We start from the raw sequence: 14,614 nt of genomic DNA, 5'->3' as shown, positions 1-14,614 counted from the left end.
TTAGCGCACCTGTAGGGAGCGTTCGCCGATTTCCAGATGCGCACCCGGTACCGGATTAAGCAATTCCTCTGGAACCTCACCGCCATCGGCTTTGATCTGTTCTGCCGCCGCTTCGGCTGCCTCTATCCGTTCTTTGATAGCCTTTTTGTCAGGGGCGATTACCGTCTGAACGTCGACCACTTCGTCAGGCAATGCGTCAAGATTATCGATCACAACGCTTACCGAACCCTGACGAGCTGTAAAGGTGTTCCTGGGCGTTTTCAGTTTATTGAGGCCAGCACCTAACAGACATGACAGGATGTATTTGCGAAGTTGCTTGTCTTTATTTTCAAAGGACTTTTTGCGCTCAGCCAGACGCTTCATCTCTTCGTCGCAGGTTTTAGCATTGCCCAGGTTGTTGCGCGCCACCACCATAACGGCATCAAGACGGTCAGCCAGTTCGCCTTCAATCCCTTCCAGGGTGTCGGCGATCATCTCCGGCGTCAGTTCGTCAGAGGTTTCCAGCAGGTTTAACAGGCTGGAGTAATCATTTGCTAATGCGATTGCAGTTACCTTGCTCATGCTGTTTTCTCCTGGGCTTTATTCAGTTCTTTCAGACGTTCGTCTTTGATAGTGGTCAGGCGGCGCAGGCGTTTACTCAGGTAGTTAGCATGCTGGCTGTCACCTTTAACCTCAGCGTCTTTACGGTGCACTTCTACTTCACGGGCGATAGATGCAAAAACTTTTGTAACTTCGTTTGCAGATACACCGGTTGCCAGCGTGTTTGCCACCCGTGTGAGCTTGTCGTCCAGTTCCTGGCGCAGGCGTGCAGCATCCTCTGCGTTATCGCTGGCATTTTTAAGTGCGAATTCTTCTTTGTTTTTCTGCCGGTACTCAGGGTTGTCATAGAGACCCATAAATATATCGGCGCTGAATCCGAGCGAAGAGAGCGCCTTTTTAGTCGCATCGGTAAGTGATTTTTTAGTCGCTTCGCCGTCGCAGGTAGGGCCGTATTTACTCCCGTAAAGATAAGGGGTACAGCCGAATGAAATCTCTTCACCGCGCACGCCGTTACGCACATACCAGAGACGGATCTTTATCACGTGATGTTTCTCTGTGAGGTAGCCACCAATGCCGTCTGGAATAAGTTCCCACGTATTGTTCCCGTCCAGCCCTTTGACTGTCCGGGTTATCGGCGCACCATCGTCAAAACGTTCTTCGAGAATATCGACTCCCCAGCCAATACCTTTCGGGCCAAATTCACGGGTGGCCAGCATCGTCATGTAGGTACCGTTGATCGATGTGCCGCCACCGTTCTGAGTAAACTGTTTTGTGAAACGCTCATCAGTTTTAAAAACACGCTTCCACAGGTCGAGATTTTCCATCTCGGTACCGGTGCGTTCGGTGATACTCTTTTCAACGTCATTAACGTTAGGGCGAGGTTCTTCTTGCACTAACGGCTCTGCTGGTTGCCCTGCACTATTAGCTTGCTCGCCGCTGCTCTGTTCCTGCTCTGATTCACTGGCGTAAACGCTGTAGCCCATTTTATTAAGCGTTTCACGTGCGGCCTCAGCCTGGGAATCGGTTACCACTTCCGTTTTTTCCACCTCACTTGATGTGTTCTGCGGTGTGGTCTGAGTTTCTGTTTTTACCCACTTAGGATCGGCAGGGTCGCTTATACCTTCAACATATTCACCCCGCCCGGCTGCCAGTGATTTACTGATTGCATCCGAATCAGTTGGATCCTGTTCAAACACGCCATTTTCGGCAAGCCAGTTGTCGATGTAACGGCGCAATGAGTCGGGGAAGTGATGGGTATCTTTCGCCGGCACATTCTGAATCACGCCAAAAATAGTGTTTCGGGAATACTTGAGGATCTGCTCAGTAGTGCGCAGCGCCATGGACCAGCGTTTAAAGTCTTCCCGGTCTTCTTCAATGAGGATCTCCGCCTGGCGCAAAGCGCTGACAGATACAGTGGTCGCTGGTTCTATTGGCAACAGCGCGAGAGCGATTTCCTGGTCCAGTGTGGCATATGTGTGTTTGTATCCGCGCTGTGGTGCCACCTGGTCTGGGGTACTATCTTCCGTGCTGGTGCTGGTGCTGGTGCTGGTGCTGGTGCTGTTCTGAGGCAGCATTTCTTCACGCTTACCTGGGTTGTCAGTCCATTTTTTAATAAACGAGTAAAGCGCGGCGCCGCCGGGTAACTGGTTCTCAAACTTAACGTAAATTGCCTGTAGGAGATTATTAAGCCCCTCCTGATGCATGTAGTGAACAGGCGGATGCGCTTCCATCGCATTGATGATGTAACGATTTAAGCGATCATCCTCCTCGTCACCGTACTGGCTAGTGTTTTCGAGATTATCAAGATAGTCACAAACCTGGGAATAAATCTCCCCATCCAGCTGGGCGAGGCCAAATAACACCACCGTTGCGAAGCGTTCGCGCGGTGAAATAGTCATGAAGTCTAATTTTTCATCATTGTCAGGAAGGTGGCTCATCCCGCCATTTGGTTCGGCGTTTGCCATCCACTTTTCGCCATCGAACGTATGGGATTTAGCAAAGTGCTCGTCAAACTTGCCGATCTCCGGGTGAGGCTGATCAGCTGTGTTTTCCCATATTTCAGGTTTAAAGAAGTTATCGCCGTTCGCGGGATAGTGCTCCCAGAGCTTACCCGTCACGATACTTTCTGCGATTTTTTTGTTGGGGGCTTCCACGCTGATCGCCAACGCAACGGCACCATCTTTGATGGCCGATTTTTTCGGCTTAAACAGGCAGTTGTAAATTGAGATTGTCACTTGGTCTTTCCTCTTCGGTTACTGGCGCGGGTCAGGCGCCGTTATCAGAACGGGATATCACTTTCCTGGATTGTTGAATGGTCGATGCACAGCAGTTGCTGGATCTTGTCTTCTATGAAAGCGACACGCTGGTGAGCCTGATCGACAATCGACGCCTTTTCTTTCTGGAGGCGTTCGACTTGTTTACCGATGATATCTATCGGTTCCGGCTGGTTTATCTCAAGGCAAACAGTGCGCGTTTCCAGCAGCACGTAAAGATCCGGATAGTTTTGTGACATGTCACAGGTATGAACCAGATAGAGTGCCGGAACGTGGGGGTTAGCAGATACGTGGATGTACAGTGTTACTTGCAGGGGTAGCGCTTCCATAGCGGCTCCTTACTGATGTATAATTCTAGCCGATCAGCGGCTCATGTCGTTGGTCTTTCCTCGGTATAGGGTTGGTCCCCTGTACCACCTCCGGGCGGTTTGGTCACTGTCCCGGGTAAAGAAGCCCACTTCGGTGGGTTTTTTTACATCTTGTGCCCGTCTTTCCGGGCTGTCAGGGCTGGTCATGCCCGTTGGTCTTTCCTCGTATTCATTGCCGTGAAAAAAAGTGCCCCTCATGGAGACGAGGCAAAGACTACACACAGCAATTTTGGATTCGTTGCGGTCTTTCCCGCATGTCATCGTACTGGCGGCGACCCGCGAATTTGGTGCCTGTCTTTCCAGACTGTCAGAACGTTTTTCTGAACAACTGCCGCGTGGTTAGTGCGTCGTTGATGTGATGTAATTTAGATAAATCTAACAACTAGGTCAATGTGTAAATTAGATAAATTGAACAATATGGACGCAAAAAAACGCATCCATATGATTAGGAAGGAATTATTTTTGTTTGCGTGCTTGCAGTAACTCTTCAAATAAACGATTGAAACCGTCTACTTTTTCACGAAGTTCCGTTAAATGTCGCTCTTTTTCAGATTCTGGGAGTGAAGAAAAGAGGTTTAAAAGCTCTGTTTCTCGTTCATCTAACGGTGGCGGGGTGTCTACCGGGGTTCCTGGGGTGGCAGCTTCATCGCCGTAAAGTATCCAGGTAGGGCTGCATTGAAGTGCGTTACTTAAAGCGAATAAGTTTTTTCCGCCAGGCTCACTATCACCAGTTTCCCACTGGGAGATAGTGACGTGCGCGACGTTAACCAGCTTCGCTAAAGCGCGCTGAGTAAGTTTGAGATCTTTTCTACGCGCTCTGATGCGCTCACCTGGCATTGTCATAGTTAGATAATTCTAAATTCCCTTGACTTCGTTATCTCGAACACCTAATTTGTTAGAAAAATCTAACAGGAGGGTGTTTCATGTTAACAACTGATGCGATCAAATATTTTGGCAGTAAGAGAAAACTGGCTGAGGCCGCTGGCGTTAAGGCTCCTACTGTCTATGCGTGGGGGCGTTTGGTTCCTGAAGGTAAAGCGGCTCGTTTGTCTCTGATGACTGATGGCGAACTTGTTTATGACCCAAAGGCTTACCAATTGTCAGCAAAATCAGCTTAACAGTTGTCGGCATCGAAATCTGATTACGCATAATCAATTTTCAGCGACAGGAGACGCGAAGGAAGTGGAAAACCTCGAAGAACTGAAACGGGAGATATTCAACTGGGCAGTAGAGTGCGGGCAGGAACATGTTGCCATCGAAATCACGCGCATGTGGTTTCGATTGGGTGGTAACACCAGCACGGTAAAGCTTCACCAGATGGAAGATCCAATGGGTAACGCCGACTGGCGGGCCATAAACAACAATCGCCAGCAAATTTTTCGCTGGTTACGTGGCGACACCAAAGCGGCAAGAGCCAAAACAAAAGCGCTGGCAAAGGCGATGGAAGCTGCATTGCCCGCAGAACGATACGCGCAGCTGGGAATGACTACTCAGCATTTGATATGCGTAGCGATACGCGAGTTTGCCGCGGCGATCATAGCGCTACTGCTGGATGCCAGGGATAGACCGCAGAAGATAGCCCAGGCATTACAAGCCATCCAGGAAACACAGCGCCTGACCAGCGTTTAACTGTGCCGAGGAAAGACCAACATGCTTAATTCAATTGACCGCATTACCTGGCGGAACGGCTTCCGTTTGAATGGCGCACCGGCTGTCATGGAAGACATCGAAGATATTTTCGAAGGTCGCCGTGCAGCTGCGTTATCTATCTGGGCGCAGTATGAAAAACTGAAAGAAGAACTCCGTGTAATGGAACTGTCACCTGAGGAGTATCAGGCGGCATGTCGTCAAATCGCTGAAACATTGGGGATCTGATTATGAGTATGACCCTGATGGCCCGTGCGATGGCAATTAAAACCGGAAACCCAATCCGCAAACTAGTGCTGATCAAACTGGCTGATAATGCCAATGACAGCGGTGAATGCTGGCCGTCTTACAAACATATCGCTGAACATTGCGAGTGCAGCAAGAGCGCTGTTCGTGATCACATCGATGCGCTGATCGCTATGGGCTTGCTGGTGAAAGAAAACCGCCCTGGCGTCAAAAATGGCAAGGGTAATGCGTCGAATCTGTATTACATGAAACTCGATAACCCTATGCCGCCAAAAAGCATAGCCCCTATGCCGTCAAAAAGCACAGGTGTGCCGCCAGAAAGCACACCCCCTATGCCGTGTGGCGGCACCAGAACCAGTCACTCTTTTGAACCAGTCAATGAACCTAAAGATCCCCCTAACCCCCAAATGGGGGAGAGCGAGGAAATTATTCTCGCTGACGCGAAAAAAGCGCTCGAGTTTTATAACGACTGCACCGGTACCCGTTGCCGTGACGTTAAACCATTTGTGCTGATGCTGACGCCAACCCAAACTCGTGAAGGTTACACCCTGGCCGAGTTGCAGTTGGTTATCCGCTGGGTTCTGGCTACATGGCATCGCCGCGGCTCTGGCGCGCCGAAGCCAGCAAATATCTGCCGGGTGAACCGGTTCGACGGTTATCTCGCTGACGCTGAGGCCTGGGCCACCACAGAGGCGAGTATTGATCCGGTTGCGGTTGTTGATGCCTACAACGAGATTTTCGCTGACGTACTTCCTGCTGCGACCCTTGACGCTGATCGCCGCCAGAAAATTACGCGGCTTGCGGCTCACATGATGAATAAAACCACTGGTGCGTTTCTGGGGTACCTGGAAAAGTTCCGCAATACCGCGCCAGATTTTTACTTTGGGGGTGAGCACCACGACGGCTGGCGCGCCAGTTTTGATTACCTCATGAAACCGGAAACACTGCGTAAAACAAGGGAAGGTGCACTGTGAGTCCTCAGGATCTCGAAGCCTGTGTGCTGGCTGGTCTGCTGAATGGCGGTGCAACGCCAGACGCGTTCGATGTGATCGCCAGCACACCGGAGGAATCATTCAGCATTGGATTCCATCGCCGCGCTTTCAGTGAGATAAAAAAACAGGCACTGGCGAACGGCATGATCGATATGCTTTTCATCAGCGAGGCGCTGGGCGGTTCAAGCCTGGCCGATTTGTCAGAAATTTCCCGCATCCCCGCCACGGTACCAAACCTGAAAGGGTATGCAGGGAAAATGGTCAAAGCATGGCGTAGCCGTGCGCTGGCGAAACTGCTGCAAGATGGGGCTGACGGCATCCGGCAGGCGTCAAACCAGGAACAACGCGATCAGGTGGTCGAGAACGCCGTCGCGCAGCTGCTGGACATGACTGCTGACACTGGCGACATTCAGCCAGTACATATCAACGAGCTTTTGCCTGTTTACATGGATACCGTGCAGAAACGAATGGATGGCGATGAATCGACCCGCAATTTGCTGACGGGCATTTCGGATCTCGATAGCGCCACTGGAGGGATCAACCCTCAAGATCTTATTGTCGTTGCTGGCCGACCGGGAATGGGTAAAACAGAGTTCGCGCTCACTGTGGTGGAAGGTGTAACGGCTAAAGGCGGCGGCGCGCTGATTTTTAGCATGGAAATGGCGGCTACGCAGATCGTTGAGCGCTCTCTGGCTGGCGCCGGAAACCTTTCCGTATCGCGTCTGCGCAACCCGCAGGATATGTATGACGAAGATTGGGCACGCTTAACATCAGCGATGGCCACACTCAACGATCGTGATATCTGGATTGTTGACGCTACCGATCTGACCGTCGAACAAATTCGCGCCATTGCGGAAACGCACAAACGCCGCCACCCGCATTTACCGAAGATGATGACGCGATCAGCTTCACTCTGTCTTCCGACCAGCTCAACCCTATCGTACATCTGGCGCAGATGAATACCCTGATTGCGCTGACCTACGGCGGCGAGTTTACGATCACCTCAGGCAACGATGCGGCCATTACTCCGACCAATATTTCGGTGAAAAACCCAAGCCCGTACGGCTGCAACGGGATCCGCCCGGTGCGCGTTGGTACCGAAATCATGTTCGTGCAGCGCGCTGGCCGCAAGCTCTACGCAGTGGCGTATGACCCAGACAGCTTTGTTTCATATTCCGCCAACGATATGACGGTGCTGGCCGAGCACATCACCGCTGGCGGCGTGCTGGACATGGCCTATCAGCAGCAACCAGATGCATTTATCTGGATGGTCAGAGCGGATGGGGTTGCGGTCACCATGGCTATCGATCGCGCTCAGGACGTTGTTGCATGGTCCCGTCAGGTGACTTCCGGCGCGTTTGAGTCAGTGGCTACCATCCCGTCCGATACCGACGATGTGGTCTACGCCATCGTACGTCGTGAGATTAACGGCCAGACAGTTCGTTATGTCGAGGTTTTCGACAGTAAGCTTTATACCGATGCAGCCGTGACGGGCACCAGTAGCGCCGGTTCTGCCACGTGGTCCGGTCTTACTCACCTTGAGGGTCAGACGGTTGATGTTGTGGCTGACGGTGCTGTTATGCCTCAGCACACTGTTTCCTCTGGTCAAATTACCCTGTCCCGCCCGGCGAAAAGCGTGGAAATTGGTCTGCACTTCGAAAGTACGATCGAAACGCTTTCGCCAGAAGTCCAGACCACAGAGGGTACGACACAGAACGCGAAGAAGCGCACCAGCGAAGTGACGATGCGTTTTCTCGAAACAACTGGTGCGGAGTGCAACGGCCAGGTCATCCCGTTCCGCCGGTTCGGACCAAAAATCCTCAACCAGCCCGCACCGCTTTTCACCGGCGATCACTACTGGGGAAAACTCGGCTGGGAGCGGGGGGAAGACACCCTGCTTATTCAGCAGCGCCAGCCGCTGCCATTCCATCTTCTTGCGATTATTTTAACGTTCACCAGTAACGGGGGCTGACATGGTACGTAACGCAAAATCCGGGGATATCCCGGCGCTGATCGAGCTGGGCGCGCGGATGTATATCGAGTCTCGCTATTCGCAGAATTCACCTTTTGATGAAGAAAAGTGCGCAGAACTTGCCCGTAACCTTATTTCATCTCCTGCCGGCTGTTTGCTTGTGGCAGAAAAAGACGGTGCTGTAATCGGCTGGCTGGCCGGCGGGATTGCTGAGCAGTGGTTCAGCCGCCAGCTCATGGCCTTTGAGTATGGGTTGTTTATCGCGCCTGAACATCGCGGCGGCACGGCTGGCCCGCGTCTCGCTAAAGCCTTTATCACCTGGGCGGAAGACCACGGCGCCGCCATCATAAATATGGGTATCACCACGGGCGTACATGAAGAGCGCACTGGTGATTTGTATTCACGTCTCGGCCTGTCCCGTACCGGTCTGCTTTATTCCAAAGAGGTGTAACGATGTGTACCGGGTTAGAGGTGGCTGCAATTGGTGCGTCTGTTCTTGCAGCTGGTGGCGCGGTCTATAGCGGGCAACAGCAAAAGAAAATGTCCAACTATCAGGCGGCGCAGGCGGAAGCAGATGCAGAAGCCGCGCAGGCTGCTGCACGCGTAGAAGCTGATCGTATTCGTAAGGCGGGCAGGGCACAAGCAGCCCAGGCAAATGCAGCTCTGGCAGCATCAGGTGTTGACACAGGGGAGGGTACAGCACTGCGTATTCAGTCCGATATTGTGGGTGATGCGGAACAGGATGCGTACCAGACCATTCTGAACGGCGCGAACCAGAGCGCCCGGCTCAACGCGCAGGCGTCTGCTGACCGCATCAGCGGCCGTAATGCTTCAACATCTGGCTATATCAGTGCGGGCAGCTCGCTGCTGAGCGCTGGCGGTACAGCGTATAACGGCTGGAAAAAAGCAGGGAGTAAATAAGCGTGAGAATTCCAACGGGTAATTTTGGTAACGTTGCGCCGCAGGCTAATCCGACCCGGGTCGGTGTCAGTAATGTTGGCCAGATTGGTAACGCTGTAGCTGGGCTGGGGGCTGCTCTGGGCCAGACTGTGGATGATTTGCAGCGTACGCAGGATAAAGCTGATGTGGCTGCTACCCAGGCGATACTTACCGATCTCGATGCGAAATCCAGCGACCGCTGGGAGAACCCGGAGACCGGCGCGCTGGTAACCCGGCAGGGGTTTAAGTCGTCTGGCGTTGGTCTGGACATGGACAAGCTGGATTCATCAGACTACGAAGAAGCCCGCAAACGCGTACCACAGAGCCAGTTGCAGTATTTCGATGCGCAATGGAAAGCTGGTCAGATCCGCCGCGCCAGCACCTACAACAGCTTTGAACGTAGCCAGACCGAACAGGCCCAGCGCCAGCAACTCGACGCGACGGTAAAATCGTCCGTTGAACAGGAAGCGGGGGCGTTTGACGACCCGCAGGCAGCTGCGTTAATTCGCGGCGCCCGGCAGCACTCGATTTCATTGTATGGCCAGGCACAAGGATGGTCACAGGAGCAAATTGACCAGGCGGTTTCTGAGGCAAATTTGCGTGCTACGGACCAGCGAGCCCAGAATTATGCGGTTACCAATCCTCAGGGCTGGTTAAATGGCGATTTTCCAGTGAAAGATACCGGTGCGCTGGATATGCGCGCCATCGGGATAGTTGAATCCGGCGGTAAGCATTTTAATGCCGACGGCAGTATTATCACTTCTTCTGCCGGTGCGCAGGGAAAATACCAGCTGATGCCGGACACAGGTAAGGAGCTGGCGGCGAAGCGCGGTATTGAATATAACCCGGCAGACGAAGAGCAAAATGCCCTGCTGGCAAGCGATTACGCAAATCAGCTGTATGGTAAATACGGCTCTGAAACGCTGGCAGGTGCTGCGTACAACTGGGGTATGGGCAACGTTGACAAACTGATCGTGAAAGCCGGGGACCCACGTAAAGGCGAAATATCTGAGGCTGATTTTGTTCGGCAGCTACCTGCGGAAACTCGCGGGTGGCTGGCCCGGTACCGTAAAAATAAAACCGGACTCGATCCGGTGTCTGTCAACAAAATCGATAATATCGCCGAGTCGAAAATTCGGGAGCAGCGTACAGCCCTGCGCGAGCAAATAGACCCAATTCTGAATAATACAATGGTACAGCTGTATAACGGTGAAGTGCCGGACGCTATGCCTGATAAAGCCTCCATCATGTTTGCGTATGGCGAGCAGGGGGCAAAGGCGGTTAAGCAGCTCGATATTGCGATCAACAACGCCAAAACCTTCCAGGCGATACAGTACGTTTCCCCAGAACAGCAGCAGTCAGAAATTGCGAGGTTAAAGCCTCAGGCAAATGACCCTGATTATGCGCTGAAACTCGATGCATACGGCAAACTTGGCGCGCTGGTGCAGAAAAGCAATGAAGCGATACAGGCGCAGCGTGATGCCCGTCGTTTTAACGAAGCGCTGTCTATGGGCGAGAAACTCGACCCTACCAATAAATCTATGCAAAAAGCCGCTGACGCAACACCAACGGCGCAAAATTTCCGGATTAACGACGCCACTACCCACGACGGGATCGTACAGCAGGTTGCCCAGACCGGGATCATTCCTTCGCAGGTAACCACCCAGTTATCGGCGATATCCCGCTCGCGCAGCTCTGAGGCGGTACGTCAGGGTGCTGAGTTATTTAATCGTCTCTATGACACAGATCCTGCGTCTGTTGGCAACATGCCAAAGGATATGCAAGGGTTTTATCTCACCGTTAAGCAGCTTACCGATTCTGGCATGGCGTCCGAAACCGCTATCGAGCAGGCGCAGAATCTGACCTACAACCAGACCGATGCGCTCAAAGCGCAACTGGCATCAACTCAGAGCACCAAGGAGTACAAAAAAGACCGCAGCAAAGCGATGGATTCCGCAGTGAGCAGTATGTCTGGCTTCTTTAGCTGGGGAAATCCATCAGCCGACGACCAGACGCCGGAGGCTGCACGTTTCCGTAACGATTACCAGTCGCTATACGACATCAACTATCGCACCACCGGCGGTAATGCGGATGCGGCGAAGAAAATGACCAACCAGCAGATCGCACGTACATGGAGTATCAGCGAGGTGAACGGCAGCGCTAAGCTTATGAAATATGCTCCGGAAGCACTTTATAACTACGGACCGTCTGGCTGGCAGGCAGCGCAGTGGAAAGAAGAAAAAGAGAGCCTGATGTATGGCGAACGCAAGGGTGATATCTCCACCAGCCCAACGCAGCTCGGGATCACCTCCGGAAGCGCTGCACCTGTTATCAGTAAAACGCCAGAATCGCCTATTGGCGGAGAACTGGAGATAACTCCTGATGTGCTGACGGCCCGCAATGGCGATTACGCCATCATGGTGCGTACAAAAGATAAGGATGGTATCGAGGCGGTACAGCCGTTCTACGATTCGTACGGCAGACCGATGCGCTGGAAACCGTCACTGGAAGAGTGGGCGCCATACAAAAAAATGCAGGAAGAGCGCGAAGAACATGATCGCAATGAGCTGCAACGCGGTCAGGATATACGCGGGTTCAAAGATAAACACCGCGCACTCGACGAACAGTATAAGCGTCTGCACAACGAGCGTATGGACAGAGTTAAAAATTACTTTTCGTGGAGCACTGAATAATGCCGGTATACGCCACTCATGAAGAAATGAATAACGGATTCACTCCGGCGGGTAATGTCCTGGCGGCGCCTTCCGGGTTTGATGTCCCGTTGCCTGAGGGTACCAACCCGGCCCCCCAGCAGGATGAGCCGTCTGTATGGAGCGCTGCATTTCGTCAGAATAACCTGTTGGGCGAGATGTTCCGCCCGGCGAAGCAGTTTGAGCCTGTAGACGGGTATAACCCCTATGCTGATAAAACCGAGCTGCACGGCTATGAACAATGGGGATCCGCTTTTGCCGACTCCCGTTCGCCAGAAGAAACTGCCTGGCTGAAACAGCAGATTGACGACGAAAACGAGGACCGGCGGGTACTTTCCGAGGCCGGGGGGGAGGGTGTTCTCGCCAGCATTGCCGCCGGGGTTGTTGACCCGGTTACAGTAGCTTCGATGTTCATCCCTGGGGCGCAGGGGGGCGCAGTGGCTCGTATTGCGTCGCAGGCTGCAATCGGTGCGGCTGCAACAGCAGCGAGCGAGGTTGCGCTTAACAACCAGCAAATAACCCGCACATGGGGCGAAAGCGCGTCTCACGTCGCAGCGGGTGCATTGATGAGCGGTGTATTTGCGGCGGCTGGCGCCGCGCTGTCTCCTTCTGTTCGCACTAGGGCCACGCGCGAAGTGGCTGATGCGCTCGATAGTATGAGTATCACGTCAGCGACGGATACGGCAGCGGCTTCCCTTTCAGAAGGTGGTAGCGTCGGCGCGGCACGAATCAGCGAAGCCACGCTCGAAGATCTCACTCCGGCAGCTGGTGGCCCGGTCGGTAAACTGGCGCGAAAGGCAGGTAGCTATCTGACACCGTTCACCCGCCTGATGGAGTCACCGTCGAAGACATCCCGCCGCACGGCTCTTGAGCTGGCAGAGAATAATTACACACTTCAGGGTAATGCCCGCGGCATCGAGACACCTGTCGCCGCAGAAACCCGCGTTCGTGGGTGGCGTCGTGAAGAGGCCGCTGTTGTTGTGACAAACAAGCAGGCCTACAGCCAGTACAAAGCCACCGGTGGTGACCTGAGCTTTTCTCAGTTCCGCGAAGAAGTGGGTAATGCCATGCGCAGCGGCGATGTGCATGCTAATCCGGTAGTGCATGAAACGGCACAGGCGATGCGGACCGTGGTTAACCGGGTGAAAGTGGCGCAGCAAAAGCTGGGCCTGCTGCCGCCTGACGAGGAGCTGAAAGCCATCGGCCAGGAGAGTTATTTCCCGCGCGTGTACAGAGTCGGCAAAATCGTTAACGAGCGCGATAAATTTCGCGACATGCTGGTCGACTGGTGGTCGCGCGGTGAGAAAACCATGTCCCGCGAAGAGGCGGAAATTACAGCTGATGCCACGATCAATAAAATCGTCGGCGCAAAAATCCCGCAGGATTTCGCAAACGTCTTTATGGTGAAAGCGGCAGGCAGCACCCGGTCGCGTACGCTCAGCGTTCCCGATCGCCTGATGAAAGATTATCTGGAGAGCGACGCCAACTATGTGCTGCAACGGCATATTCGCGAGGCGTCGGCAGAGGTGGAGCTGACGCGCGCATTCGGTAATAAATCACTGGAGAAGCAGCTCAAGGATATTCAGGACGAATACGATGCGCTGATGCGCCAGAATCCCAAAGACCAGGCGAAACTGGCGAAAGCCCGCGATAACGATATCCGCGACATCACAGCGCTGCGCGACCGCCTGGCGGGTACCTACGGCATGCCGGACGATCCATCATCATTTTTTGTGCGCGCTGGTGCGTTTCTGCGCAGCGCTAACTTTGTAACCAAGCTGGGCGGTATGACCGTTTCCGCTATTCCTGATCTCGCGCGCGGTGTGATGGTTAATGGCTTTGGCAATACCATGCGCGGTTACTCAGCGCTAATCAGCCGGTCGCCAGCATTCAAGGCCAGCCGCGCCGAACAGTTAAAAATGGCCGTCGGGCTGGAAACGATCCTGCATACTCGTGCGCGTACGATGGGTGATCTGGTAGACAGTTCTGCCCGCACTACGGCGGTAGAAGCGGGAATGGAGCGCGTTACTGATGCGTTCGGCAAGCTCACGCTGATGGGCCACTTCGATGATATGAACAAATCGGTAAACGGCATGATCACGTCCGACGGCATTCTCTCCGGCGCGTTCGCTGGCCGTCGTCTGGCGAAGCTTGGTATTAACGACAACATGGCCGCGCGTATCCGCAGCGAGTTCGAGAAGCACGGTGAAGTCATCAACGGCTGGCATATCGGTAATTTCGAGAAATGGGATGATCAGCACGTGGCTGGCGTTTTTCAGTCGGCGGTACTCAAAGACGTTAATAACACTGTTATCACGCCGGGGATAGGTGATACACCACTATGGGCCAGCACGCCGCTCGGTAAAACCATCTTCCAGTTTAAATCGTTCGCTACCGCATCCTATAACCGTGCCACACTGGGCGGCCTGCAAGAAGGAACCGGGCAGTTTTATTACGGTACCGCTTTTCAGATTGGTCTCGGCGCGCTGACGTACGCGCTTAAACAGACTGCAAACGGTAAAGAGGTAGACTGGTCGCCGAATAAACTGGTACTGGAAGGTGTTGACCGCTCCGGTATTCTTGGCCCGCTGATGGAATATAACAATATGGCGGAAAAGGCCTCCGGCGGTATGGTGGGGCTGGGTGCTTTGCTCGGTACCGGCACACAGTCACGTTATGCCAGTCGAGGTTTTATCGGCTCTGCATTGGGTCCGACGTTTGGCCTTCTCGATACCATTACCGATGTGACAGCTGGCGTGCTCAATGGCGATGCTGGCGATCGGGTTCTGCACAACGTACGTACGCTGTTGCCGGGTAATAACCTCTTCTGGATTGCTCCTCTGATAAATCAGGTTGACCCTGGTATGCGGTAATCGGTCGGGATTCCGACCTCTTGTCTGTTACATCATTGCCCTGTATTCACTAT

General features: G+C 53.4%; 12 protein-coding genes and 2 pseudogenes. 10 read left to right on the top strand and 4 right to left on the bottom strand.

Annotated features, from left to right (window positions below; all coding sequences use genetic code 11):
• The 4 genes from ACOTY5_RS08970 to ACOTY5_RS08955 all read right to left on the bottom strand — a co-directional run bounded on the left by ACOTY5_RS08970 (position 1) and on the right by ACOTY5_RS08955 (position 4,018).
• Positions 1-561: a siphovirus Gp157 family protein gene (locus tag ACOTY5_RS08970; protein ID WP_126497488.1), complete on the bottom strand. Its 561-nt coding sequence runs from the start codon at positions 559-561 to the stop codon at positions 1-3.
• Positions 558-2,768, bottom strand: a complete 2,211-nt coding sequence (locus ACOTY5_RS08965) for a hypothetical protein (protein WP_259429800.1) — start codon at positions 2,766-2,768, stop codon at positions 558-560. The genes ACOTY5_RS08970 and ACOTY5_RS08965 overlap by 4 nt, the downstream gene beginning before the upstream one ends.
• 50 nt (positions 2,769-2,818) lie before the next feature.
• Positions 2,819-3,142, bottom strand: a complete 324-nt coding sequence (locus tag ACOTY5_RS08960) for a hypothetical protein (RefSeq protein WP_032654104.1) — start codon at positions 3,140-3,142, stop codon at positions 2,819-2,821.
• Positions 3,143-3,637: 495 nt separating this feature from the next.
• A complete protein-coding gene (locus ACOTY5_RS08955; RefSeq protein ID WP_369797642.1) occupies positions 3,638-4,018 on the bottom strand; it encodes a helix-turn-helix domain-containing protein in 381 nt (126 codons plus the stop codon).
• An 86-nt stretch (positions 4,019-4,104) separates the two neighbouring features.
• Here ACOTY5_RS08955 and ACOTY5_RS08950 point away from each other — a divergent pair, with 86 nt between their 5' ends.
• From ACOTY5_RS08950 to ACOTY5_RS08905, 10 genes and pseudogenes are all read left to right on the top strand, one after another.
• Positions 4,105-4,299, top strand: coding sequence for a Cro/CI family transcriptional regulator (locus ACOTY5_RS08950; protein ID WP_032654100.1), 195 nt, complete (start codon positions 4,105-4,107; stop codon positions 4,297-4,299).
• Positions 4,300-4,363: 64 nt separating this feature from the next.
• On the top strand, positions 4,364-4,810 hold the full coding sequence (locus ACOTY5_RS08945) for a toxin YdaT domain-containing protein (RefSeq protein WP_259429642.1): 447 nt from the start codon (positions 4,364-4,366) through the stop codon (positions 4,808-4,810).
• 21 nt (positions 4,811-4,831) lie between these two features.
• On the top strand, positions 4,832-5,056 hold the full coding sequence (locus tag ACOTY5_RS08940) for a hypothetical protein (RefSeq protein ID WP_259429641.1): 225 nt from the start codon (positions 4,832-4,834) through the stop codon (positions 5,054-5,056).
• A 2-nt stretch (positions 5,057-5,058) separates the two neighbouring features.
• Positions 5,059-6,048, top strand: coding sequence for a helix-turn-helix domain-containing protein (locus ACOTY5_RS08935; protein ID WP_032654093.1), 990 nt, complete (start codon positions 5,059-5,061; stop codon positions 6,046-6,048).
• Positions 6,045-6,950 (top strand): annotated as a pseudogene (locus ACOTY5_RS08930) (replicative DNA helicase); the annotation flags it as partial. The gene ACOTY5_RS08935 and the pseudogene ACOTY5_RS08930, both read left to right, overlap by 4 nt.
• A pseudogene (locus ACOTY5_RS08925) lies at positions 6,950-8,038 on the top strand (hypothetical protein); the annotation flags it as partial. The pseudogenes ACOTY5_RS08930 and ACOTY5_RS08925, both read left to right, overlap by 1 nt.
• Position 8,039: 1 nt before the next feature.
• The gene (locus tag ACOTY5_RS08920; RefSeq protein WP_032654055.1) at positions 8,040-8,489 is read left to right on the top strand and encodes a GNAT family N-acetyltransferase; all 450 of its coding nucleotides are present in this window, start codon (positions 8,040-8,042) and stop codon (positions 8,487-8,489) included.
• A 2-nt stretch (positions 8,490-8,491) separates the two neighbouring features.
• Complete coding sequence (locus ACOTY5_RS08915; protein ID WP_058685301.1) at positions 8,492-8,959, top strand: hypothetical protein; 468 nt, start codon at positions 8,492-8,494, stop codon at positions 8,957-8,959.
• 2 nt (positions 8,960-8,961) lie between these two features.
• Positions 8,962-11,670: a transglycosylase SLT domain-containing protein gene (locus tag ACOTY5_RS08910; protein WP_421631895.1), complete on the top strand. Its 2,709-nt coding sequence runs from the start codon at positions 8,962-8,964 to the stop codon at positions 11,668-11,670.
• Positions 11,670-14,561: a hypothetical protein gene (locus ACOTY5_RS08905; RefSeq protein WP_126497485.1), complete on the top strand. Its 2,892-nt coding sequence runs from the start codon at positions 11,670-11,672 to the stop codon at positions 14,559-14,561. The genes ACOTY5_RS08910 and ACOTY5_RS08905 overlap by 1 nt, the downstream gene beginning before the upstream one ends.
• The last annotated feature ends 53 nt before the right edge of the window (positions 14,562-14,614 follow it).

Source organism: Enterobacter cloacae complex sp. SHL018, assembly GCF_049237905.1.
Classification (GTDB): domain Bacteria; phylum Pseudomonadota; class Gammaproteobacteria; order Enterobacterales; family Enterobacteriaceae; genus Enterobacter; species Enterobacter hormaechei_C.
The sequence above is the reverse complement of the archived record's forward strand: the minus strand, read 5'-3'. Positions and strand labels throughout refer to the sequence as shown.